Consider the following 23,389-nt stretch of genomic DNA (forward strand, 5'->3'; position numbering starts at 1 on the left):
GATGAGGGTGACTTGAGCGCAACCCCTCGCCCTCACCCTTCCGCCGGGAGAGGGAATTATTTCGCCGCCGCCACTGTCCCCGCCACGGATTTCGGCACGACCTCCAACGTCCAGTCGGCGTCGGGCCGCAGATATTTGCGGGCCGTCTCCTGCAGCTCGGCCGCGGTCAGGCCCGAGATGTCGCTCAGGACGCGGCGGAAGGCATCGATCCGGCGGGGATCATAGGTCGCGCCTTCGAGCTGGATCATCCAGAACTGGTTGCCAGTCGATTGCCGCATCAGCGCCTGCACCATCGGCCCCGTCGTGCGCTTCAGCTCGTCGTCGCTGACAGGGTTGGCGACCAGATCGGCCGCGATCTCGCGCGAGAGCTTGAAGAACAGGGGCAGGTTGACGGGCGCCACCTGACCCACCGCCATCAGTCGCCCGCCGCCGGGCAGGCCGATCGGCCAGTTGCTCGAGACGCTCGGGCTGTAGCTCGCTCCCGCCTCGGAGCGCAGGCGATCGAACAGCCGGTCGCTGAAGATCGCGGCAAGCACGTCGAGCCGGCGGCTGTCCGAAATGCCTTCGATCCCGCCGCCGGTCGGCCAGGCGATCACCGCTGCCGCCTGGTTCTCCGGGCCGTCATGCGTGCGCACCACCGGAGTGGCGACATGATCGGGGAAGCGCACCGGCGGCACCGGTCCGGCGGACGGCGTGCGCGGCTTGAGCGCGCCGATGCTGCGCGCGACGGCCTTGATCGCGTCCTCGGTGCCGATATCGCCGAACACCTGCACTTCGATCGGGCCAGTCGCCAGCAGCGGTTCCCACAGGGCGCGGAACGCCTCGGGCGTGGTGTTGCGGATCTCGTCGCGGCTCGGCGTGCCCCAGCGCGGATCGCCGGCGCGGAGCAGGCCGTCCAGGTCGCGCGCAAGCACGCCGTCAGGCGACGATTCGAGCCCGGCATAATTGGCCAGCACAGCCGTCTTGGCGCGGGCGAGCGGACTCGGGTCCCAGGCCGGTGCGGCGAGCTTGGCCGCCATCAGGCGGAGCTGGTCGGACAGGTCGCGCGGCGAGGTCAGCGCGGCGAGCTGGAACGCATCGTCGTCGACGTCGAAATCGAGCCCGATGCGCCGCCCGGCGGCCATCGCGTCGATATCGCCCTGCTTGAGCTTGCCGATGCCGCCGGCGATCAGCGCGAAATCGGCCGCCCAGGCCGGCGTCTCGCGATCGGCCGGCAGCGCGTTATAGCCGCCGCCGAAGCGTACGCGGACATAAACCCGGTCATCCTCCGACGGCGTCGAATAGACCATCAGCCGCACGCCATTGGAGAAGACCACTTTCTCCAGGTCGAACTCGGCGATGCGCTGCCGGGTGACGACGGTGGCGGGCGGACCGAGCTTGGGCAGCTTCGAGAAATCGACTGCGGCTTGGGTGGTGCGCGCGCCGGCGAGCCCCTTCACATCGGCGTTGAGCGCCGCGGCGAGCCGGGTCGCGGCATCGTCTTCCGGCTTGGTCGCGTTGACGATCGCGCGCGTCGCGACGCCGCTGAAGATGCGCTTCGTCGATGCGAGGATGCGTGCCGGGGAGAACATGCCCTTGCGCCGCGCGTCGAGGAACACGTCCTGGATCACGGCGGCTGTGGTCGTGGTCTCGCGGATGTCGACGGCCTGGACCATGTCGTCGGCCAGCTTGCTGCCGGCCTCGGCCCGGGCGGTATCGACCATCGTCTTGTAGCCCGAGCCCTGCTCGGCCAGCTCGCGGTCGATCTCGGCCTGGGACGGCGCCGCCGCCTGGGCATCGGCGATCACGGCGCGGACGTCCTTGATCGCCGCTTCCCAGTCGTCGCCGACCGGCGCAACCTGGACGAAGGTGACATTGGCCGATCGCGCCGGATCGTCGATGCCGACCCGGGCGGAGAGATAGCTGCCCCCGGCCCGCGCGCGCGTCTCCAGGCGGCGATTGATCACGGCGGTCGCAATGATGTCGGCCAGCCGGTTCTGGTTGAACACCACCGTATCGGCGTTGAATTTCCACGGCCGCAGCACGGCGATCATCGCCATGGTCGGCAGGCCGGGCTCGACGATCGTGCGGGTGGTCGGCTTGCTCGCATCGGGCACGCCGAAATCGGGCTCGGCCGGGGCAGCCCCGGTGCCGCGCCATGCGCCGAAATATTTGGCGACGAGCCGTTCGAACACTGCCGGATCGAGATCGCCCGAGACGACGACGACGGCGCGCTCCGGCCGGTACCAGCGATCGTGGAACGCCTTGACCGTGGCCGAGGTCGCGGCCTCCAGCGTCTTGGTGTGCCCGATCGGCGAGCGGTCGGCAAAGGGCTGGCCGGCGAAGAGCAGCGCGTTCATCGCATCCGACAGGCGCACCTGCGGGCCGGGCTGCTCGCGCTGCTCCGCGAGCACCGCGGGTCGCTCGGCGGCAAGCGCAGCCTGCGTGATGTTGGGCTTGCTGACCATGCCGGCCAGGATCTTCAGGCTCTCGTCGAGCGAGGCCTCGGTCGCGCTCGGCAGGTCGAGCTTGTAGACCGTCTGAGTCGGCGTGGTCTGGGCGTTGCTGTCCGAGCCGAAGGTCGCGCCGAAGCGCTGCCACACGCGCTTGGTCTCGCCGTCGGGCACGAATTCTGAGCCGCGGAACGAGAGATGCTCGATCAGATGGGCATAGCCGAGCTCGTCGTCCGTCTCCATCAGCGAGCCCGCGTCGATCCGCACCCGCACCGAGACCTGGCCCGGCGGCACGCCGTTCTTGCGCACCGCGTAACGCAGGCCGTTGGTCAGCGTACCGAAGCGCCAGGCGGCGTCGGGAATGATGTCGCTGCCCTTGTAGAGCCACGGATCGCGGTTCGCGATGTTGGAGCCGGACGCGGGGGCGGTCGCCGGGACGGTCTGGCCGCTGACCGTCGGCGCGAGGCCGAGCAGCAGCGAAGCGATGAGCGAAAGGCGCAGCGCGCGCGGGGTAAAGTGCATGGTGACGATCCTAACGGCCTTGTCCGGCCGCCGCCAGCGTTGGTGTCGATTAGATGAACCTGCCGTGAAACTCCACGCCATCGCCACGTTTTGGACCAAGACAGCGGTTAACGACTCGGCTGTCCCATCGTCAGGGCGGGACGACGGCGGGTGCGAGTGCGGCTTTTCCGGGCCGGCGCATCGCGAGCGGGTGCGTAGCGTATGGGCGTCAGTATGGAATCGGGCGGGGCCGCTTTGTGGCGCGAATCGGGCAGGCCCGCGAGCAGCGGCCGGATTCCCGGCGGTGACGGCGTTGCCGCCCGTCCCGCTTTGTCGGCCGATCGCAACCGCCCGCTGATCATCAAATGGGGCAAGCATTTCCGCGGCCTGTTCGACCGGCTGATCGCGTCCTCGTCGCTCGTCCCCAACGAGCCGGTGATCGACGTGCGCACCTTTGCCTGGACGGCGCTGCTGCGCGCGCACTGGCGGGATATCCGCGACGAGGCGATCGCCGCCGCGCTGCCCGGCGAGGCCTCGCCCAGCCTCGCCACCATCTCGCCCGATCACCGCGCGATCGCCGCGCCCAACATGTGGCGCTCCTTTTTCCTGTGGGGCTACAGCTACCCGATCCACGACAATCTCGCGCAATGCCCGAAGACGGCGGCGATCGTCGCGCGCATCCCGCGGCTCAACAGCGCCTTCTTCTCGATCCTCGCGCCGGGCACGCACATTCCGGCGCATCGCGGCGTGACCAAGGGGCTGATCACCTGCCATCTCGGCCTTATCGTGCCGCGCGACGGCGACGTGCGCATGCGCGTGGGCGAGCGCACCGTGCGCTGGGCCGAGGGCGAGACCCTGGTGTTCGACGACACCTATGATCACGAAGTGTGGAACGACACGGCCGGCACCCGCGTGGTGCTGCTCATCCAGTTCGAACGCCCGCTGCGCCGCCCGGGCAAATGGGTCGCCGACCTGTTCCTCGGCGTCGTGCGCCGCTCCGCCTTCGTTCAGGAGGCGCGGAACAATATCCAGACATGGAACGAAGCGGTGAAGCAGCTGGATGTGTAGTTCCTCCCGCTAATTCCTCCCCGGAACGGGGAGGAATTAGAAGGGGAGGGATTAGAAGCCCCTCTCACGGCCGATAATAATAATCGAAGCTCGGGTCATAGACCTCGCGGTAGGTCCAGGCGTGGATTTCCTCCTCGGTCATCTCGTTGAAATTATCGCGGCGGCGCGGCGGCGGCCAATAGACGCTCTCGCGCGGCTCGACCGGTTCGGCGAAGGTCAGCGCCAGCGCATCGGCATCGTCGGGCGAGGCAAGGCCCCGCGCCTTCATGTGCGCCTTCTTCTCGAGCAGGATCGACACCTGGTCGGCGGCATAGCCATATTCCACGCCGGTCAGGTCGGTCGCCAGTTCCTCGTCGTCGGGGATCGCCCCGCCCTCCAGCCAGCCGCGCATGTTGGTCCACATTTCGGAACGCTTGTTGGCGGTCTGCACGCGCAGTTCGCCCGCCCATTGCGCGTCGCGGCCCTTGCCGCCGAACCACACTTCATGGACGTTCGCCACGCCCAGCTGGCGCAACCGGTCGATCACCGCGGCGCCGATATTGCCGGCATCGACGAACACCGCATCGGGCTTCAGCATCTCGGCCTGGAACGCGACGTCGCCGGCGAGCGTCATCGCATCCACCCCCTGCCAGCGCTTCCACGGGCGCGACCGCGCATCCCGGCCGCTGCGGATCGCCAAGGTCGAATGATCGTCGCCGAAACGCGCGCAATCCAGGCCGAAGATCAGCGGATCGGTGGAGAGGCCGTACGCTTCGCGCATCCGCGCCTGATCGACCAGCAGGGTTGAGATGAACTGCATCGAGGACGCCGTCGGGAACTGGCCGCGCACGCGAACCCGGACGATATCGCTGTCCTCGCCATAGGTCGCGACCAGCTCGTCGAGATAGGCCTTGTTCACCCCCTCGACCGTCCGGCTGTCGATCTGCTGCGTGTCCCACAAATGGCGGTGGCGGTTGAAGCAATCATGGAACGCGCCGCTGTTGAGCGTGGGATTGCCGAAGGCGAGGAAGACGATCTCGGTCTCCTCGTCGGTCAGCGCGCCGAGCGCGACTTCCCATACTTTCGACGCGATGCCCGAAGCTTCGTCGAAGATCAGGATGATGCGCTTGCCCTGGTTGTGCAGCCCGGCAAAGGCATCGGTGTTGACCACGCTCCAGGTGACGAGATCCGATCGCCAGCTGCGATCATGATCGGCCACGGTGGAGACGAGCGCGGTCGCGGTGGCGCGGAACCAGTCCTTCGTAATCGACAGATTGTGCCATTTCACGATCTCCGGCCCGGTCTTGGTGAGCAGCTGGCTCTCGGTATTGGCGGTGGCGACGATGCGCGTGTCGATGCCGGTATCCAGCCCCCATTTGATCAGCATCGCGATCAGCGCCGACTTGCCGATGCCGTGGCCGGAAGCGCGCGCGATGCGGCACGGCGTGTGCCGCGTGGCCGGATCGGCGAGATGCGCGCCGATGCTTTCCATCACCGCGCGCTGCCAGGCGCGGGGGCCGGAGACGCCGCGCAGCACCCCGTGCCCCCAGGGATAGACCAGATTGGCATGGCCCAGCGGATCGTGCCGCAGTTCGTCCATCCGGTCGGCCAGCCGGCGCTTCGATTCAGTCTTTATCCTGCTCATTGCGACGCCTTTCCGCTGCCCGGGCGAATGCCTGTTCGATGATGTCGGAGAGTTCTTCCTTGCCCTCGTCGTCGCGCGGGATGCGCCATTTCTCGGGCTGGCGGATGCGCAGCCACTGCAGCGCGATGCGCGGATTGCCGAGCACCCGCTTCGCATAGCGCGCGATGATCGGTTCTTCCGATTTGGCGAACATGAACACGCGTTCGGCGGTATATTCGAACCCCCGCGCCCGCTGGTACAGCGATGCCGCGACCCATTCGTCGGCATATTCCTTGCCGACCGCACAGGCATCCGCGAACGCCTTGTGCTGGATGCGCCAGCGATAAAGCGTGCGCACCGAGACATCGAACATGTCGGCGACATCGTCGTCGACCGCGCCAAGCTCATAAGCCTTGCGCGCGATCTCGGCGTTTTTGGGGGCGTAGGTCGGGGGGCGTCCTTGGGTCATGGGACGCTGGATGCGCGATTTGGCGGGGAGTTTGAATCGATGGTAACGACGAACCGCGGGTGAGAACGAAAAAAGCGCCAATTCTAAGGTTTTGACTGTCCAGCGTTCGTCTCGCAATTTATTAGCGATGTACAGTTCACAAACCCAAGGCGCTAGCGATATGACGCCAGCATGGGTTTTGACGATCTCGCGGCATCCATTGGGCACCAGCTAGCAGTGGTCGGCCAAGCCCCTGTCCCGTTTGCGGTTTGCGTGATAATCGCTGCGGTGGCGGTCTGGCGTTTGATGGAATGGCGATACCGAGCCGTAATTGATGGTTTAGAACACCGGATCAAATTGCGTGATGACAGCATCGCGCACCTTGAGCGCAAGGCCGGAAAAGCACGCGCGGAACCATTGCCAGTGTCTACCGAACCTCAAGACCTGCCTACCGCCGTTGAGTCACCTCTAGATCATATACGGCGATGGGAAGATCCAAGGGATCGGGTTTTTGTTCAGAATCGAACCTTGCCTGAACTGATGGACATGCTGGTGGGTAAAACCAACATTCAGGCAGCGGCTATCGCACGGCCGTATTTAGGGAAGTGGATCGAGGTTTCGTTGGCGGTCCAGAATGTGAGCCAGAGCGAGGACGAAACATTAGTCATGGTCTCGCATCCTGACCACTTGGTACGGTTTATATGGCTTCACTTTGCCCGAGACAGAGAGCGATTAGAGATAGTCGAGATTGGTGACCGCATTACTGCTGTCGGTCGCATCACGGAACTCGAACGGCTCAATGCTCGCCTGTACAGCTGCGAAATGATCAAGGCGGCCTAGTCGCTCTTCTCTGGCACCGGTTTCGGTGACGGTTTACTTAACCCCTTTACCCCGTGCGCGCCTTCGGCCGCGCTTCGCCGGAGTGAGCGCCCGCCCTGTCCGCGCTTCAAGCATCTTGACCCAATCCGCGTCGCCGATCGGGCGCCCACGGCTCTCCGCCTTGCGCAGTGCTGCATAGGCAGCGGCCTCGTCGATATCGTCCGCCAGGAACGCAGCGAAGTCGTCGATCCGCGCAAGCGCCGGCGCAACCGTGACGAGCCCGTCATCGCTGCCCGCGAGGTGCGCACGCACGCTCGACCAAGGCCAGTCGGCGGCGCGTTTCACGAGGCGGGCGCGAACCGGGTTGAGGCTGAAGTAGCGCAGCGCATTGCACAGATTGGGCTCGTCGACCGCGACCGAGCCGAAGCGGCCCTGCCAAAGATATCCGGTCCGCCGGGCGCGCGCGTTGATGTAGCTCGTATAGCGCCGTTGGAGATGGCCGAAGGTGCGGCGCAGGCCGTCCTCGTCAGACGGAATGCCTAGAACGGCACATCATCTAGGTCATCAGCGAAGTCAGCGCGTGTTCGCGACGCGACCTCGGGCTTCGCAGGGTTGGGAAGGGCCTTCGGCAGGACGGGAGACGGGAGAGGCAGCGGATCCGGCGCAGCCTCAATTTCCCGTAACTTTTCCCTACCTAGCAGAATGTTGATCGCGTTGACCGTCTCCGGCAGTTTAATGATAGCGTCTTCGGCACCAGTGATCGCACCCGTGCCTTGGCTCAAAGCAGCCGTCACCAGCGCTACTCCAACTAAGATAATCGTGACGCTGCTCTTTTCTTTGCCTAGCTCCGAATCGAATGAGTCTAGGCGTTTGTTCAAAATGGCTTTCTTGCGGTCGTCCAACCCCGACTGCTGGACCGCCGCCCTCAATTCCAACAAATGCTTCTTCAAACGCTCTTTTGCCGCGATCGGGAGGGCAACACTTGTTAGCTCTCTCGCCCGCTTACCTTCGATAGCCAGTCTGGTAGCGACCGCTATTGCTCGCTGATATACCGTCCGGAAATCGTCGTGACGAAGCTCGCTCGCTTCACCAAAGTCCGCTATCCCATAGGCAGCAGCAGCAGCAGCCACGACCGTGATATACTCAAGTCGCAGATCATCGCCGTGCTCATATCGCTCCATTTCGCCAGTCATTGCATTGAGGCGTGTGCGGCAAATGCGCTCGAGCTGAACGAAGGCCGTTGCCGGATCGTCGGGCAGATCGTCCATCTCACCGACAGTGATTAGTTCCATTTGACACCCCCGACCCGGACATGCCGAGAACATATCTCTAGGTAAGGCCTGAGCCCAACGGTTCAACCGCTACTATCGCCGCACCTAATTCCGACGAGGGGCAATGAATTTCGGTGACAGTTTACTTAACTCCTGAATCCAATCGTCTTCGGCCCGCGCTTCGCCGTGAGCGTTTGCGCGACATCACGATCGAACCGAATTGCCAAAATCACTTTGCGATGTGCCCAGCGCCAGCAGTCTCACAGGGCCGGCTTTAAAAAGCTGAGCGGCTGACCGATTCAACCAACCCCGCATCCATGCTGAAATCTCCCGAGGCCGACCGAGGGCCAGGAGTCCGCACAATGCCCCAAAAACGAGCCTCAAACTATAAACCAAGAAAATCCCATGCCAGTGACATAACTCGGCAGGAATAGATCAAATGCCGTACATGAACCGCCAGCGCCGCCCATCACTAGCGCCCCAAATTGAGAAAAGCATGGAAATGCCAACCCTCAATAAAGGCCCCGCACGCCCGAAGAACAGCTTCAAAACGCGCCTCTCGCAAGCGGGTGACATAAATCGGCGATTACTCCGGCAAATTCCGCAGATCGCCACATTCCCCAACACGAGTCCTTTGCCCCCGCCGCGACCGAACGCTCCCACGCGCCCCTATGCTTGCAAACAGGCCGTTCGCCCCATCTCAGCGCACCACCACCCCGCCCTTCATCACATGATCCACTCGCTCCAGCGCGGCGATATCGGCCAGCGGATCGGCTTTTACCGCGATCATGTCGGCGAAATGCCCGGGCGCGATCGCGCCCACATCGGCCGACCAGCCGAGCAGCTCGGCCGAGACGAATGTCGCGGCCTGGATCGCCTGCATCGGCGTCATCCCGTAGCGCACCATATAGCTGAACTGCCGCGCATTCCGGCCGTGCGGATAGACGCCGGCGTCCGTGCCGAAGCTGAGCTTCACGCCGGCCTTCACGGCCTTGCGGAAGCCCTCGCGCTGGGCGTCGGTGGTCTCGCGGTTCTTGCGCAGATGGTCGGCGGGCCAGCCGTCGCGCTTGCCGATCTCCTCGATATAATCGCCATTATAGATATCCATGTCGAGGAACACGCCCTTCGCCCTGGCCAGCGCGATGCCCTCGTCGTCGATCAGCGAGGCGTGCTCGATCGAGCGCACGCCGGCGCGGATCGCCGCCTTGATGCCGGCCGCGCCGTGGGCATGCGCGGTGACCCAGCTGCCATGCGCCGCCGCCGTCTCCACCGCCGCGCGCATCTCCTCTGGCGACAATTCGAGCGTGCCGGGCTCCGTCCCCTCGGCCAGCACCGCGCCGGTGGCGATCAGCTTGATCGAATCCGCGCCGCGCTGGAACAGATGGTTCACCTTGAGCCGCACATCATTGGCATCGGTGACGACGCCGACGCGCATGTCGTCCGGCACCTTCACGTCGGGCGCGAAGCCGGTGACTTCGCCGCCGCCGCCGGGAATGGTGATATAGGCGCCGACCACGTTCATGCGCGGGCCGGCCACGTCGCCGCGGTTGATCGCATTGCGCAGCTCGACATCGCCGAACGCCCGGAACGTGCCGACATCGTGCACGGTGGTGAACCCCGCCTCCAGCGTCGCGCGCGCATTGCGCAGGCCGACATAGGCAATCTCCTGCTGGCTGTGCAGCAGCGGCTCGGCGACATTGGCTGTCTGCCCCCAGTCGGCGAGATGCGTGTGCATGTCGATCAGCCCGGGCAGCACGGTATAGGCGGACCAGTCGATGAGCGCGGCCCCGGCCGGCGGCGGCGCCCAGGGCGCGACCGAGACGATGCGGTCATCCTCAATCCGGATCAGCCGATCGGTGAGCACCACGCCCTTTTCGGTATCGATCAGGCGGCCGGCATGGACATAGCGGGTTTCGGCGAGCGCCGGTGTGTTGATGAGGGCGATGCCCACCGCGATCATTGCCATCCACCGCATCGACTTCACCCCTTCCCGAACAACCGCGCTACGATCTCGCGGACCCTATCGCACCGGCCGATACAGGATCCGTGCCTCACCGTCCGCCGCGACGGGCATGAACAGCCCCTGCCCCGTCACCTGGATCGTGCCGTTGGTCACCTTCGTCACCGTCGCGTCGATCAGGAAATCGCCTTCGCGCCGCCCGGTCATCGCCTTGCGCGCGGCGAGCAGCACTTTCTGGTAATCGGGCGCGAAATCATGGACCAGGCCGGCGCGAATGCCTTCGCGCACCTGCTCGTCGCCGAACAGCGAGAGCAGGAGGTTGACCGCGGTGCTGTCGATCTTCTCGGTCAGCTGCAGATCGCGCACCCGCACGACCTGCGAGTTCGCGTCGTTATAGGGCACGGCGGAAAGCCAAACTTCGCCCTGCGCCGCGGCGAAGCCGACCTGGCGCGCCTTCACCTTGGCCTTGACGCCGACGGCCAGCCGCCCGCCGGTGGTGGCATAGATCGTCACCTTGCCGAATTCGGCATCGACCGGACCGATCCCGGCGAGGTTGATGCCCTTGCGCGCGAGCTTGCGGAGCGCGCGCTCGACCACCGGCTCGAGCTGACGGAAATCGGCCAGCACCGGGATGTAGAAGCGCAGGCCCTCGGCCCCGGTGTCGCGCGATGGCGGCGGCAGCGGGGTCGCCACGGGATCGGCCGGGCGATCGCCGACAAAGGTTTCAGTCAGCGCCTCCGCCGCGAGCTTCAACTCGAGCTGCCCTCCGGCGATGCGATAGCCGCCGAAGCCGAGCCGCCGCGGCGTGATCCGCATCCATACGGGCGGCCGCTCGCGATTGAGCATGACGGAGGTGAAGGCCTTGGCCCAAAGCTCGGCCAGCCGATCCTGCGCGCGCATCCGCGCCAGCTCGGCGGGCAGGCTCTTTTCGAGGCCGGCGATCACGCCCTGCAGCTTGCTGTCGGCCTTTTCGACGAAGCGGATGCGCTGGCCGAGGAAATCGATGCCGGGCGGATCGGTCCAGTCATAATCGATGCGGACCTTCGCCGTCGGCGCCCAGTTGTTGTCGATCGAGAGCCGCGCATGCGCGCGCACCTCGGCCGCGCCGGTTGCCGTCTCCTGCTTGATGATGCCGCCGACATCCCGCACGCTGATCGTCGCGTGCACTGGCATGGTGATGGTCAGCATGTCGCCCTGCCCGCCCAGCCGGATCCAGCCGCGCTCTGCCCGGCCGATAATGGTGCAGCGGATCGTCGGGGTGACCTTCAGCCGTTTGCCGAATACCTTGACGCTTTGCGGCGGGACGCAGCTCTGGCCCGGCTTGTTGGTCTGCCACAGCGCCTTGGGGATGCGCGCGTTGAGCCCCTTTTCCAGATCCGCCAGCCGCGCCGAGATCGGTACGACGATGGTGGAGGAGCGATCCGGAAACACGGCGGGCGTCTCGACGCGCGGCGGCACGGGCGTCTCGACCTTACGCTGGCACGCCGCGAGGACCAGCAGGCCGCCGATCGCCGCGGCCGGGAAGATGCGCTTCATGAGGCCGTCACTTGCTTCTCCCGTCCAGCGCACGGGCATGCCCTCCCCCGGCCCCTCCCGCAAGCAGGAGGAAGAAAGGTCAGCGTGGGAATCGCCGCGATCGGCCCCGGCGCGTCAGACCGCGCCGAGCTTTGCCAGTCGGCGCTGTTGCTGGATCAGGCGCACCTTGCTCAGCACTTCGACCGCATAGGCCTCGGCATCGCCGCGGGTGCGGATCGTCGCCTGGCGCGCGGCGATGGCGGCGAGTTCCGGGGGCGTGCCGCCCGACAGCTCGGCATCGGCCTTGCGCAGATTGGCGAGCGCACCGACCAGGTTCCCGGATTCGGGCACGGGCTGCGCCAGCAGCGCGGAGCGCTGCGCCGTGGTGAGCGGCACCCTGGCCGCCCGCATCGGCGGCAGCGGGGTCGGCAGCTCGACCCGGTCCGTGCGCGGCCTGGCCTGCGAGAGCGTGCCGAGCGGCGAATTGGCCGCCGCGTCCCGGTCGGTCAGGGAGGAGAGCCCCCACAGCGACTCGAGCAGTTTCGGCACCGAGGAATGGTCGTAAAGGGTGGAATCGACCGATCCGGATGCGACGAGCGGCGAGACCAGCACAGCCGGCACGCGCACGCCGAGCGTGGTGAAATCGAAGCCATGCGTGTTGTAGCCGTAGCTGGGGTTGTCCCCGGGGGCGATCGCACCGGGCGGCGGGACGGAATCGTAGAAGCCGCCATGCTCGTCATAGAGGATCACCAGCAAACTCGAATTCCAGTAGGGCGAAGTCTGGATCGCCCGGAACACGGCCGAGAGCAGATTTTCGCCGCCATAGACGTCGTCCATCGGATGCTGCGACGATCCGCCGGCATAGGTGCCCCCGCTGATGTCTCCATAATGCGGCTCGATGAAGGTGTAGGGATAGGGATAGGGGCCCTGCAGATCCGATGCGAAGTGATCGAGCGAGTATATGTCCGTCACCGTCACGCCGCTCAGTGCCGACACCTGCGGGACGGCCCCGAGCGCCGATCCGGCAAACGGATCGTCGCTGTACAGGCTGTGGAAGGTCGAGCTCGAATCATTGTAGAAGCGGTACGGGATCGACGCGGAATCGAGCCGCTGAAAGATCGAGCCATTGGGATATTGGAAGCCGCCGCGCGGCAGCTCCCAGCCGGCCATCTGCCCTTTGCTCGGGCTGTCGTCGAACCCGGACGACGAAGCACCGTGCAGGAAGAACCGGTTGGGCCAGGTCGGCCCCGGGATCGAGGAATGCCACCGATCGCAGAGCGAGAATTGCTGGGCCAGCGTGTTGATCACGTGCAACTGCTGCTGCGTGTCGAAGCAGTCCATGATGAACTGCACTTCGTCCAGCGTCGGCGGGACATGCGGGTCCTCGGTGGTGGAGGTCGCGTAATTGGCCGCGAACCCGCTGTTGTTTATCGACGGATAAGGGCCGCCCGGCGTCCAAGTGGAATTCTGGCCGCACAATTGCTCGACCACGTCGAGGAATTCATGCCCCGGATCGGTCGGCATGCTGAGCGGCGCCCCGGACTGGACGTTGAAGGTCGTGATGGTGCCGTTCGGATCGGTATAGCTGTTGGAATCCTGCGTCGTCGCCGCGGTGATGCCGGGAATGCCCGACATCGCGAACATGGTATCGAACGACCGGTTCTCCAGCATCACCACGAACACGTGGCTGATCGGCTGGGCGGGCGCGGGCGTGAGGCGGGTCATCTCGTCCTTGCAGCCGCCGGAATGGAGCGCGACGTCGAACGTGCCGGTGCTGACCGACAGGGTGATCGACTGATCGGCATCCGCGCGCTGGAGCTGACATTCCTTCCAGTAGCGATCCGTGACCGTGCCGCTGTTGATATAGAGCCCGGCGTCCGACCCGTCCTTCACGAACAGCATCACGGACCAGTAATCGAGGGTCCCCCCGGCGCCGAAGCCAGTGCGGAACAGCACCTGCATCGGGGGCGTCGTCTCGCCCGGGCCGACCGACCATGTGCCGCGCTGAGTGCCGTTGCTGCTGTTGCTGTGGAACAGCACGATATTGGCATTGCCATTGGTGTTGTTGGTGACGCTGACATTGGCGGAGCGCTGAGTCGACATGATGCTGCTATCCTCCCTGATGTGCCTGAAATTGTGGCGAATGCGGGAAAGCGGTCAACAAGGGCTGGCACCAGAACGGAGGCAATGCGGCCTGGCTTGTCGGCGGCCCAACGCTGCGTTTCCACATCGCGCCTTGATCCGGCGCGCGCGCCGGCCCACATGCGACTCATGCTGATCGAAACCGAAACCACGCCCAATCCGGCGACCCTCAAGTTCCTGCCCGGCCGCGCCGTGATGGATGCCGGCACCCGCGACTTCGCCACGCCGGAGGAAGCCGAAGCGTCACCGCTCGCCGATGCGCTGTTCGGGCTGGGCGACGTGACCGGCGTGTTCTTCGGGCGCGACTTCATCTCCGTCACCGCGGCGCCCGGCGTCGACTGGATCGACCTGAAACCCGACGTGCTCGGCCTGCTGCTCGATCATTTCAGCGCGAACATGCCGCTGTTCCGGCCCGGCAATGCCGGCGCCATCGCGGTCCCATCCGCCGACGAGAGCTTCGCCGAGGATCCGGCCGATGCCGACATCATCGTGCAGATCAAGGAACTGATCGAGACGCGGGTGCGCCCGGCCGTGGCGAACGATGGCGGCGACATCGTCTATCGCGGGTTCGACAAGGGCAAGGTCTATCTCCAGATGCAGGGCGCCTGCTCCGGCTGCCCGTCGTCCAGCGCGACGCTGAAGAACGGGATCGAGCAGCTGCTCAAATATTATGTCCCGGAAGTCACCGAAGTCCGCGCGGTCTGATCTGCGCGCGGCGCGGCCTGCCCGGGCCCGGTGCTTACCCCTTTCACCGGCAGGATGCCCCTGAATCGAGGAATATTGCATGAGCGAGAAGCTGTCCGACGCTGCACTCGATACGATCTTCCGCACCGCGCGGACCTATAACGGCTATACCGATGCGCCGGTCAGCGAAGCCGAGCTGCATGCGATCTGGGACCTGATGAAATGGGGCCCGACCTCGGCCAACCAGCTGCCCGCCCGGCTCGTGTGGTGCGTGAGCGACGAGGCCAAGGCGAAGCTCGCCGCCTGCGCCAGCGCGCAGAACGCCCCGAAGATCCTCGCTGCGCCGGTGACGGTGATCGTCGGCATGGACACCAATTTCCACGAACATCTGCCCGAACTGTTCCCGCACAACCAGACCGCGAAGAGCTGGTTCGACGGCAACGCCGAGCTGCGCGAAGCCTCGGCGATGCGCAACTCGACCCTGCAGGGCGCCTATTTCATCGTCGCGGCGCGTGCGCTCGGGCTCGATACCGGGCCGATGTCGGGCTTCGACAATGGCAAGGTCGATGCGGCCTTCTTCGCCGATACGCCGGCGGTGCGCTCCAACTTCATCTCCACCCTCGGGCATGGCGATCCCGCGACGATCTTCGATCGCTCGCCGCGGCCCGCGTTCGAACGGTTCAACACTATTGCCTGAACTGACCTCTGCCCTCCGGGGAGAGCGCGCATGACGGCGCGCACCCTGGTCATCGAAACGGCCACCGCTGCCTGCTCGGTCGCGCTGATCGAGCAAGGCGCGGTGATTGCCGCCGCCCATGAGGTGGTCGGGCGCGGCCATGCCGAGCGGCTGGTGCCGATGATCGCCGAGCTGCCCGACGGCGGGCGCGCGCCGCGTATCCTGGTCGATTGCGGGCCCGGCAGCTTCACCGGCGTGCGCGTCGGCATCGCCGCCGCGCGCGGGCTGGCGCTTGGCTGGGGCGCCGAGGCATTCGGCTATTCCTCGCTCTCACTGGTTGCGGCGGCCGGTTTCGCACAGCATCGGGGATGGTCCAGCCTTGCCGTCGTGTTGGAAGGCGGGCATGGCGAAGTCTTCATGCAGTCCTTCGATGCTCAGCTCGCGCCGCTTTCGGCGCTCGCCTCGCTCAGGCCCGAAGCAGCGCTCGCCGCGCTCGGCGCCCGCCCCGCAATCGGCAATGGCGTGCGCTTCCTGCTGCCGCTCGATCCCGCCGCGTCGCTGACCGAGGCATTGCCGTGCGCGGCCGATGCCGTGCTGCTGCCGGCGCCGCTCACCGCCCTCCCGCCGCGCCCGATCTATGGCCGCGCGCCCGACGCGAAGCCGCTTCCCGCCCCCGTCGCATGAGCACCACGCTGCAGATGATCGAATTGCGCACCGGCGGCGTGGCCGATCTCGTCCTGGTCGATCAGGTGATGCAACAGGCGTTCGACCCACGCTACGGCGAGGCGTGGACGCGCAACCAGTGCCTCGGCATCCTCGCCATGCCGGGCGTATGGTTGACGATCGCAAGCCTGGACGGGGTGCCGGCCGGCTTTGCCTTGTCACGCGTCGTCGCCGACGAAGCCGAGTTGTTATTGCTGGCGACGGTCCCGGCACTTCGGCGGCGCGGCGTTGCAGCGGCATTGTTAAGTTCCGTCATTAACGATGCCAATAGTTTTAAAGCGATTAATCTTCACCTCGAAGTCCGCGAAGGTAATGAAGCCATTAAGCTTTATCACCATACAGGATTCGTTAAGGTCGGTGAACGCCGAAATTATTACCGCGGCAACGCCGGCCAGGCTTTCAACGCGTTTACCTATAGCCGCGATCTACGCTGAGCTCTTTTTCGACTCTCCACTTGTTACTTGCGTGTTGCGATCCAAAGTAGGATAGCGCTCGCCAAGGCTGCGCAATCAATGCGGCTGAATAACGGGTCGAAAGGATTTCAATGGATACGCAAAACGAGTTGCAGGAGACCTTGATTACGCTGACTGCGGATATTGTCGCCGCGCATGTGAGCAACAATAGCGTCGCGGTCTCGGATCTGCCGGTGCTAATCGCGAATGTGCATGGCGCACTCGCTGGCCTGGGCGGCGCCGCGCCGGCGCCCGAAGTAAAGCAGGAACCGGCTGTTTCAGTGCGTTCTTCGATCAAGCCGGACTTCATCGTCTGTCTCGAGGACGGCAAGAAGCTCAAGATGTTGAAGCGGCACTTGATGACCCACTATCAGCTGACGCCGGAGCAGTACCGCGCCAAGTGGAACTTGCCCGCCGACTATCCGATGGTCGCGCCCAACTATGCCGAGCAGCGCCGCACGCTGGCGAAGAAGATCGGCCTGGGCACCAAGCGCCGCAAGACCCGGTAACGGGACGCATCGCGCCGATGCGAGGGAAGGCAGCGGCCCTGTCCGATGAGGACGGGGCTGCTGCCGTACCCGGCGTCCGGCGCGCCATGGGGCGGCGCGGGGCGGCTTATTGCGAGTCGGTTGCCCTTTATCAATAACCCCAAAGAGACTACATGCTGGCCATGCCACGCAAGATTGATCTCGAAGCCCTGTGCAATGAAAAGGGCCTGCGCATCACCGACCAGCGCCGCGTCATCGCGCGCGTCCTGTCCGAAGCGGAGGACCATCCCGATGTCGAGAAGGTTTACGCTCGCGCGTCGGCGATCGATCCGGGCATCTCGATCGCGACCGTGTATCGCACGGTGCGGCTGTTCGAGGAGGCCGGGATCCTGGATCGCCATGATTTCGGCGACGGCCGCTCGCGCTACGAGCCGGCACCTGAATCGCACCATGACCACCTGATCGACGTCGAAACTGGCCGGGTGATCGAATTCGTCGATCCCGAGCTCGAACAATTGCAGAAGGCTATCGCCGAACGGCTCGGCTTCCGGCTCGTCGACCACCGCATGGAGCTGTACGGCGTGGCCCTCGACCGCAAGGTCTAGGCCGCTTGGCCGAAGCTCTGGCCGTGGCAGCGCATCGGCGCGCCGAAGCAGCTGCGGGGCGCCCTTCGCCGATCGATCTGGCCGGCCGTCTGCGCATCGCGTTGCGCGCCGCGGGGCTCGTGCTCGGGCTGCTTCTCACCGTGCCACTCCATTATCTGTGGCGCATGCTCCGGATCGGATCGCCCTGGCCGAAGATCTTTCTCGGCTGGGCGGCGCGCGTTTCCGGCGCGCGGGTCGAGCGGGTCGGCGTGCCGCTGAAGCGCGACGTCTTCTACATCTCCAACCATCTCAGCTGGATCGATATCCTGGCGATCGCCGGGCAGAGTGGCACTGCCTTCGTCGCCAAGGAGGAGATCCGCGCGGCGCCGGTGGTGGGCTGGCTCTCGACGCTGAACCGCACCGTATTCGTCAAGCGCGAGAACCGGCTGGGCGTCGCCGAGCAGATCAATCAGCTGCGCGACGCGCTGGCCGAGAACTGGTCGGTGACGGTTTTTCCCGAAGGCACGACCACTGACGGCAAGTCGCTGCTGCCGTTCAAGACACCGATGCTGCGCGTGCTCGAACCACCGCCGCCCGGCGTGCTGGTGCAGCCAGTGCTGCTCGATTACGGCGCGGCCGGCGAGGAGATCGGCTGGATCGGCGCGGAAACGGGCCTGGACAATGCCAAGCGGTTGCTGGCGCGGCGCGGCGCGTTCCGGATGCGCGTGCATTTCCTCGAACCCTTTTACCCACACGATTTTCCGGGCCGCAAGGCGATCGCGGCCGAGAGCCGGCGGCGGATCGAGGAAGCGCTGATCGAGGCACTCGGGCACCCGCTGCGTCCGTTCGCGCATGCAGTCGACGCGGTGCGCTACGAGGCGCCTGCCACCGACAAGGGTGCGGAGGATTTGCCGCACCGCCCGCCCCCGCCTATAGCGCCGCCATCATGAAACCCACCCCCAAGACCTTCCACGTCAAGTCGTTCGGCTGCCAGATGAACATGTATGACGGCGACCGGATGAGCGAGCTGATGGCCGCCGACGGGATGACCGCGACCGACGACGCCAACGCCGCCGACCTGATCGTGCTCAACACCTGCCACATCCGCGAGCGGGCGACCGAAAAGGTCTATTCCGACATCGGGCGGCTGCGCAAACATGGCCGCGCGCCGATGATCGCGGTCGCCGGCTGTGTCGCACAGGCGGAGGGCCAGGAAATCGTGCGTCGCGCCAAGGTGGATATCGTGGTCGGGCCCCAAGCCTATCACAATTTGCCCGACCTCGTTGCCAAGGCAGCGCGAGGCGAAACGGCGCTCGACACGGACATGCCGGTCGAGACCAAGTTCGGCCACCTCCCCGCGCGCCGCCGCGTACCGCCATCGGCGTTCCTGACGGTGCAGGAAGGCTGCGACAAATTCTGCACCTATTGCGTCGTGCCCTATACGCGCGGCGCCGAGGTCAGCCGGCCCTGGGCGGCGATCGTCGACGAGGCTAAGGCGCTGGTCGATGCCGGCGCGCGCGAGATCACCTTGCTTGGCCAGAACGTCAATGCCTGGACGGGCGAGGATGCGACCGGGCGCACCGGCGGACTCGATGCGCTGGTGCGCGAGCTTGACTCGATCGCCGGGCTGGCGCGGATCCGCTACACGACTAGCCACCCCAACGACATGACTCAGGGCCTGATCGACGCGCACCGCGACGTCCAGAAACTGATGCCGTTCCTGCATTTGCCGGTCCAGGCGGGGAGCGACCGCATCCTCAAGGCGATGAACCGCAGCCACAGCCGCGATTCCTACCTGCGCATCCTCGATCGCGTGCGCGCGGCGCGGCCGGACATCGCGCTGTCCGGCGATTTCATCGTCGGATTCCCGGGCGAGACCGAGGCGGATTTCGCCGACACGCTGAGCCTGATCGACGCGGTAGGCTATGCGCAGGCGTTCAGCTTCAAATACAGCCCGCGCCCCGGCACCCCGGCCGCCGACATGGCCGATCAGGTCCCGGCCGAGGTAATGGACGAGCGCCTGCAGCGGCTGCAAGCAGCGATCAACCGCGACCAGGAGGCGTTCAACCGGGCGAGCGTCGGGCGGCGCTGCGGCGTGCTCTTGGAGCGTAAGGGCAAGTTACCCGGCCAGCTGATCGGGAAGTCGCCCTGGCTGCAATCGGTGCATCTCGTCTCGGGCGGCGTGATCGGGGACATGGTCGAAGTGGAGATCGAAGCGGCCTGGCCCAATTCGGTGTCGGGCGTGGAGCAAGTGCGCGAGTTCGCCTGAGCGTCTGCGTCGGAAAGATCGCACTGTTGCGCGTTTGCCTCTGTCCTAGCGGCACGCGACCTGCCAAACTCGCGAGCGGATGCAGCAGACTCGCCCTTTTTCCGGAACACCGCCGTTCGCGGCCCGTTCCGGTGGCGTCGTTGCCCTCTCCTCCCTCCCGCCTGAAGGAACCGCATGAGCCGCAAGCCTGTCCCCGCCCAGTCCGGTGATCGCAGCCGTGCCGAGATCGTGTTCGACAAGCCCCAACTCATGCCGCAGCTCTTCGGGGAGTTCGACAAGAACCTGCTGCAGCTGGAGAGCCGGCTGGGTGTGTACATCACAGCGCGGGGCAACCGCGTTGGGCTGGAAGGACGCGCGGAATCGGTCGCGGAAGCGCGCGACGTGCTGCAGGGCCTGTACAACCGCATCGTCCGGGGCGAGCGCGTCGATCAGGGCCTGGTCGAGGCAGTGATCACCATGTCCGCCGAGCCGACGCTGGACGGCATCGTCCGCGCCGATGTCGGCGGGCCGCAGATCATGATCCGCACGCGCAAGAAGACGATCGTGCCGCGCACCATAGCGCAGGCGCATTACATGCGCGCGCTGCTCGACAACGACATCATCTTCGCGCTCGGGCCGGCAGGCACCGGAAAGACCTATATCGCAGTGGCGCAGGCCGTCGCGCAGCTGATCACCGGGAGCGTGCAGCGGCTGATCCTGTCGCGGCCGGCAGTGGAGGCGGGCGAGAAGCTCGGCTTCCTTCCCGGCGACATGAAAGAGAAGGTCGATCCCTATCTGCGGCCGCTCTACGACGCGCTGAACGATTGCCTGCCGGCCGAACAGGTTGAGCGCCGCATCCTCAGCGGAGAGATCGAGATCGCGCCGATTGCCTTCATGCGCGGCCGGACGCTGGCCGACGCCTTCATCATCCTGGACGAGGCGCAGAACACGACGCCGGCGCAGATGAAGATGTTCCTGACCCGCTTTGGCGAGAACAGCCGAATGGTGGTGTGCGGCGATCCCAAGCAAACCGACCTGCCCGGCGGGATGGCGGCTTCAGGGCTGAACGACGCCGTCGGCAGGCTGGAGGGCGTCGAGGGGCTGTCCATCTGCCGCTTCGGCGCCGGCGACGTGGTGCGGCATCCGATCGTCGGGCGGATCGTCGAGGCTTACGAGGGTGTCGATGCTTGAACATAAGGATATCCCGCTATAGATTAGGGATATCCCGGAGACCTCACCATGGCATCCCTTTTCATCAAGGACAGCGAAACGGCAGCGCTCGCGACCGAGCTGGCAGCCCGATTGGGCACTACCAAGACCGAAATCGTTCGCGATCTGCTTCGACGCCGCAAGGCCGAATTGGGCGAAGCGCAGCCCAGGCCTGATTTCGTTGAATGGCTGGCGCAATATCGTCGCGACCATCCTATGCCAAAGCCGACCCGGTTGAAGGCCGACAAGGCGTTTCACGACTGGCTCTCCGGCGAGGAGGATGTCGTTGACCCTTTTCGTTGATGCTTCCGCGCTGGTCGCGATCATTGCTGGGGAACCCGAACAAGCCTCGCTAGCGATCCAGGTTCGCGATGATGCAGATCCCCTGTGGTCAGCAATGACGGAGTGGGAGGCAGTGGCGGCATTGTGCCGCTCCTACGGCTATCCGGTCGAGGATGCGCGACGCGAAGTCTCCGACACCGCGGCCGCCCGCCCACTCCGGCTCGTTCCGATCGGCGGACGCGAGGCGGCGCTCGCGCTCGAAGCTTATCGAGCCTATGGCAAAGGCCGCCACCCGGCTGCGTTGAACATGGGCGATTGTTTCGCCTATGCCTGCGCCAAGGCCAATGATGCCCGACTTCTCTACAAGGGCGACGACTTCGCCAGGACGGACCTCGCCTGATGCTTGAAACGGCCCTCTCGATCGAAGCCCCCTGGCCCGAGACCATCGACTGGCAGGCGCTCGCCCTGCGCGCCGCCACTGCTGCGATGGAGCGTACCGAGCATGGCGACATGCTGACCGCGACCGCACTGATCGAGATATCCGTCCGTCTCGCTACGGACGAGGAAGTGCAGACGCTGAACGCGCAGTACCGCCAGAAGGACAGGCCGACCAATGTACTGAGCTTCCCCATGGTGCAGGCCGATCTGCTCGACACGATCGGGCAGAATTCGGACGATGGCGAAGTGCTGCTCGGCGATATCGTGCTGGCCCATGGGGTTTGCGCCAACGAAGCGGCCGAGCGGGCGATTTCGCTCGAAGATCACGCGACGCATCTGATCGTGCATGGCACGCTGCATTTACTTGGCTATGACCATATGGAAGACCATGAGGCCGAGGCGATGGAGCGGATCGAGACCGATGCGCTCAAATCCCTCGGGCTCGGCGACCCCTATCTGATACGCGAGGACTGACACACCACCATGCCCGACGGCGACAGTAGCACCGGCACCGCACACCAGACCGACGGGGCCGGATCCCGGGAAGGCAGCATATGGCGTTCCTTCCGCTCCTTCATCTTCGGTGATCCGGGGGACGAATCGCTCCGCGCACAGCTTGAGGACGCGATCGACGCGCATGAGGACGATCCCGAGCCCGATGCGGCCGGCGACCTTTCCCCGCTCGAGCGCCAGATGGTGCGCAACCTGCTGCATTTCGGCGAGCGCGACGCGGGCGATGTCGGCGTGCCGCGCGCGGACATCGTCGCGGTGGAAGAGAAGACCAGTTTCGACGCGCTGGTGAAGCTGTTCGCCGAGGCCGGGCACAGCCGCCTGCCGGTGTACCGCGAGAAACTCGATACGATCATCGGCATGGTCCATATCAAGGACGTGTTCGCGATCCTGGCGACCGGCGCGCCGCATCCGGAGACATTGGCCGATCTGATCCGCGAGCCGCTCTATGTGCCGATGTCGCGCGGGGCGCTCGATCTGCTGGCGGACATGCGGCAGAAGCGCGTGCATCTCGCCATCGTGCTCGACGAATATTTCGGGACCGAAGGTCTCGTCACGATCGAGGACCTGATCGAGGAGATCGTCGGCGACATCGAGGACGAGCATGACGATGCGCCCGAAGCGCTGATCGTGCCGTTAGACGGCGGCGCCTGGGAAGCCGACGCGCGCGCCGAGCTTGAGGATATCGGCGACACGATCGACCCTCGGCTGGCCGAAGTCGATGGCGATATCGACACGATCGGTGGCCTGGCCGCGGTGCTGGCAGGGCATGTGCCGCAAAAGGGCGAATGCATCACGCATGAGAGCGGCTGGACGATCGAGGTGATCGAGGCCGAGCCGACCCGAGTCGAGCGGGTCCGCCTGCATCCGCCGCATACGAAAGAGACCGACGAAGGCTGACGCGGGGCTGAATTCGCGGCGGAAGCCGTCAGGAGAAAGCGCGGGACGGTACGCCGTACAGGCACGCCTCTCGCGTCAACGGCGCCGAGGCTGAGTCGATCGAGGGCGCGGTACGGACGAGCCCAGCGCCGAAGTCCATCAAACCGGCTGAATCAATGCCCGCCGGAGATGGTGCCGCGGCGATGCTTGCCGCCATAACGGGTGCCGATATAGCCGCCGATCCGGGCCATCTCGGTGGCGGCGGCGGTTGCGATATTCTCGCTGCACGGGAACGGCGCGTTTTCACACTGCTTGGCGCGGAGCGCAACGCGGTCGCACAATTCCTCGATATCGGCGCGGCTCAGCAGGTTCTTCTCGCGCAGCAGGCATATGAGGCTCTGCAGGATGACCAGGCTTTCGTCACCCGAGCCTTGGAGCGTCTTCAGGTTTTCCATCG

General features: G+C 65.5%; 24 protein-coding genes. 15 read left to right on the top strand and 9 right to left on the bottom strand.

Annotation, left to right across the window (positions count from 1 at the left end; translation table 11 throughout):
- Positions 1-56 precede the first annotated feature (56 nt).
- On the bottom strand, positions 57-2,954 hold the full coding sequence (locus tag U1769_RS14610; protein WP_332717304.1) for a M16 family metallopeptidase: 2,898 nt from the start codon (positions 2,952-2,954) through the stop codon (positions 57-59).
- A 201-nt stretch (positions 2,955-3,155) separates the two neighbouring features.
- Here U1769_RS14610 and U1769_RS14615 point away from each other — a divergent pair, with 201 nt between their 5' ends.
- A complete protein-coding gene (locus U1769_RS14615; protein WP_332717307.1) occupies positions 3,156-4,001 on the top strand; it encodes an aspartyl/asparaginyl beta-hydroxylase domain-containing protein in 846 nt (281 codons plus the stop codon).
- A 64-nt stretch (positions 4,002-4,065) separates the two neighbouring features.
- Here the strand turns inward: U1769_RS14615 and U1769_RS14620 are convergent, their stop codons facing one another.
- Entirely contained in the window at positions 4,066-5,625 is a 1,560-nt protein-coding gene (locus tag U1769_RS14620; protein ID WP_332717310.1) for a terminase, read from the bottom strand.
- Entirely contained in the window at positions 5,606-6,190 is a 585-nt protein-coding gene (locus U1769_RS14625) for a hypothetical protein (protein ID WP_332717312.1), read from the bottom strand. Before U1769_RS14625 ends, U1769_RS14620 begins: the two co-directional genes overlap by 20 nt.
- A gap of 54 nt (positions 6,191-6,244) precedes the next feature.
- Between U1769_RS14625 and U1769_RS14630 the strand changes: the two genes are divergently transcribed.
- Complete coding sequence (locus U1769_RS14630; protein WP_332717315.1) at positions 6,245-6,892, top strand: hypothetical protein; 648 nt, start codon at positions 6,245-6,247, stop codon at positions 6,890-6,892.
- 33 nt (positions 6,893-6,925) lie between these two features.
- Here the strand turns inward: U1769_RS14630 and U1769_RS14635 are convergent, their stop codons facing one another.
- From U1769_RS14635 to U1769_RS14655, 5 genes are all read right to left on the bottom strand, one after another.
- Complete coding sequence (locus tag U1769_RS14635) at positions 6,926-7,183, bottom strand: hypothetical protein (protein WP_332717318.1); 258 nt, start codon at positions 7,181-7,183, stop codon at positions 6,926-6,928.
- A gap of 227 nt (positions 7,184-7,410) precedes the next feature.
- Positions 7,411-8,163, bottom strand: coding sequence for a hypothetical protein (locus U1769_RS14640; RefSeq protein WP_332717320.1), 753 nt, complete (start codon positions 8,161-8,163; stop codon positions 7,411-7,413).
- Between the two features lie 679 nt (positions 8,164-8,842).
- Positions 8,843-10,117: a Xaa-Pro dipeptidase gene (locus U1769_RS14645; protein ID WP_332717322.1), complete on the bottom strand. Its 1,275-nt coding sequence runs from the start codon at positions 10,115-10,117 to the stop codon at positions 8,843-8,845.
- 45 nt (positions 10,118-10,162) lie between these two features.
- Positions 10,163-11,638, bottom strand: a complete 1,476-nt coding sequence (locus U1769_RS14650) for a DUF4403 family protein (protein WP_332717324.1) — start codon at positions 11,636-11,638, stop codon at positions 10,163-10,165.
- A 114-nt stretch (positions 11,639-11,752) separates the two neighbouring features.
- Entirely contained in the window at positions 11,753-13,720 is a 1,968-nt protein-coding gene (locus U1769_RS14655) for an alkaline phosphatase family protein (protein ID WP_332717326.1), read from the bottom strand.
- Positions 13,721-13,888: 168 nt separating this feature from the next.
- Here U1769_RS14655 and U1769_RS14660 point away from each other — a divergent pair, with 168 nt between their 5' ends.
- The 13 genes from U1769_RS14660 to U1769_RS14720 all read left to right on the top strand — a co-directional run bounded on the left by U1769_RS14660 (position 13,889) and on the right by U1769_RS14720 (position 22,953).
- Positions 13,889-14,464: a NifU family protein gene (locus U1769_RS14660; RefSeq protein WP_332717331.1), complete on the top strand. Its 576-nt coding sequence runs from the start codon at positions 13,889-13,891 to the stop codon at positions 14,462-14,464.
- Between the two features lie 79 nt (positions 14,465-14,543).
- The gene (locus U1769_RS14665) at positions 14,544-15,140 is read left to right on the top strand and encodes a malonic semialdehyde reductase (protein ID WP_332717334.1); all 597 of its coding nucleotides are present in this window, start codon (positions 14,544-14,546) and stop codon (positions 15,138-15,140) included.
- Positions 15,141-15,170: 30 nt separating this feature from the next.
- Positions 15,171-15,803, top strand: coding sequence for a tRNA (adenosine(37)-N6)-threonylcarbamoyltransferase complex dimerization subunit type 1 TsaB (gene tsaB / locus U1769_RS14670; RefSeq protein ID WP_332717336.1), 633 nt, complete (start codon positions 15,171-15,173; stop codon positions 15,801-15,803).
- Positions 15,800-16,276, top strand: coding sequence for a GNAT family N-acetyltransferase (locus tag U1769_RS14675; protein WP_332717339.1), 477 nt, complete (start codon positions 15,800-15,802; stop codon positions 16,274-16,276). Before tsaB ends, U1769_RS14675 begins: the two co-directional genes overlap by 4 nt.
- A gap of 110 nt (positions 16,277-16,386) precedes the next feature.
- The gene (locus tag U1769_RS14680; RefSeq protein WP_332717342.1) at positions 16,387-16,803 is read left to right on the top strand and encodes a Ros/MucR family transcriptional regulator; all 417 of its coding nucleotides are present in this window, start codon (positions 16,387-16,389) and stop codon (positions 16,801-16,803) included.
- Between the two features lie 161 nt (positions 16,804-16,964).
- A complete protein-coding gene (locus tag U1769_RS14685; protein ID WP_332717344.1) occupies positions 16,965-17,387 on the top strand; it encodes a Fur family transcriptional regulator in 423 nt (140 codons plus the stop codon).
- A 5-nt stretch (positions 17,388-17,392) separates the two neighbouring features.
- Complete coding sequence (locus U1769_RS14690) at positions 17,393-18,316, top strand: lysophospholipid acyltransferase family protein (protein ID WP_332717346.1); 924 nt, start codon at positions 17,393-17,395, stop codon at positions 18,314-18,316.
- Positions 18,313-19,635 (top strand): tRNA (N6-isopentenyl adenosine(37)-C2)-methylthiotransferase MiaB, encoded by a 1,323-nt coding sequence (gene miaB, locus U1769_RS14695; RefSeq protein WP_332717349.1) that lies wholly within the window; start codon positions 18,313-18,315, stop codon positions 19,633-19,635. The genes U1769_RS14690 and miaB overlap by 4 nt, the downstream gene beginning before the upstream one ends.
- Positions 19,636-19,809: 174 nt before the next feature.
- Positions 19,810-20,805, top strand: a complete 996-nt coding sequence (locus tag U1769_RS14700; protein WP_332717351.1) for a PhoH family protein — start codon at positions 19,810-19,812, stop codon at positions 20,803-20,805.
- 48 nt (positions 20,806-20,853) lie between these two features.
- On the top strand, positions 20,854-21,126 hold the full coding sequence (locus U1769_RS14705) for a type II toxin-antitoxin system VapB family antitoxin (RefSeq protein ID WP_332717354.1): 273 nt from the start codon (positions 20,854-20,856) through the stop codon (positions 21,124-21,126).
- Complete coding sequence (locus tag U1769_RS14710; protein WP_332717357.1) at positions 21,104-21,505, top strand: type II toxin-antitoxin system VapC family toxin; 402 nt, start codon at positions 21,104-21,106, stop codon at positions 21,503-21,505. Before U1769_RS14705 ends, U1769_RS14710 begins: the two co-directional genes overlap by 23 nt.
- Entirely contained in the window at positions 21,505-22,017 is a 513-nt protein-coding gene (gene ybeY / locus U1769_RS14715) for an rRNA maturation RNase YbeY (RefSeq protein WP_332717361.1), read from the top strand. Before U1769_RS14710 ends, ybeY begins: the two co-directional genes overlap by 1 nt.
- Before the next feature lie 9 nt (positions 22,018-22,026).
- Positions 22,027-22,953 carry a hemolysin family protein gene (locus tag U1769_RS14720; RefSeq protein WP_332717364.1) on the top strand — a complete coding sequence of 309 codons (927 nt, stop codon included), beginning with the start codon at positions 22,027-22,029 and terminating at the stop codon, positions 22,951-22,953.
- Positions 22,954-23,105: 152 nt separating this feature from the next.
- Here the strand turns inward: U1769_RS14720 and U1769_RS14725 are convergent, their stop codons facing one another.
- Positions 23,106-23,387 carry a hypothetical protein gene (locus U1769_RS14725; protein WP_332717367.1) on the bottom strand — a complete coding sequence of 94 codons (282 nt, stop codon included), beginning with the start codon at positions 23,385-23,387 and terminating at the stop codon, positions 23,106-23,108.
- Positions 23,388-23,389 lie beyond the last annotated feature (2 nt).

Source organism: Parasphingomonas zepuensis (assembly GCF_036663735.1).
Classification (GTDB): domain Bacteria; phylum Pseudomonadota; class Alphaproteobacteria; order Sphingomonadales; family Sphingomonadaceae; genus Sphingomonas.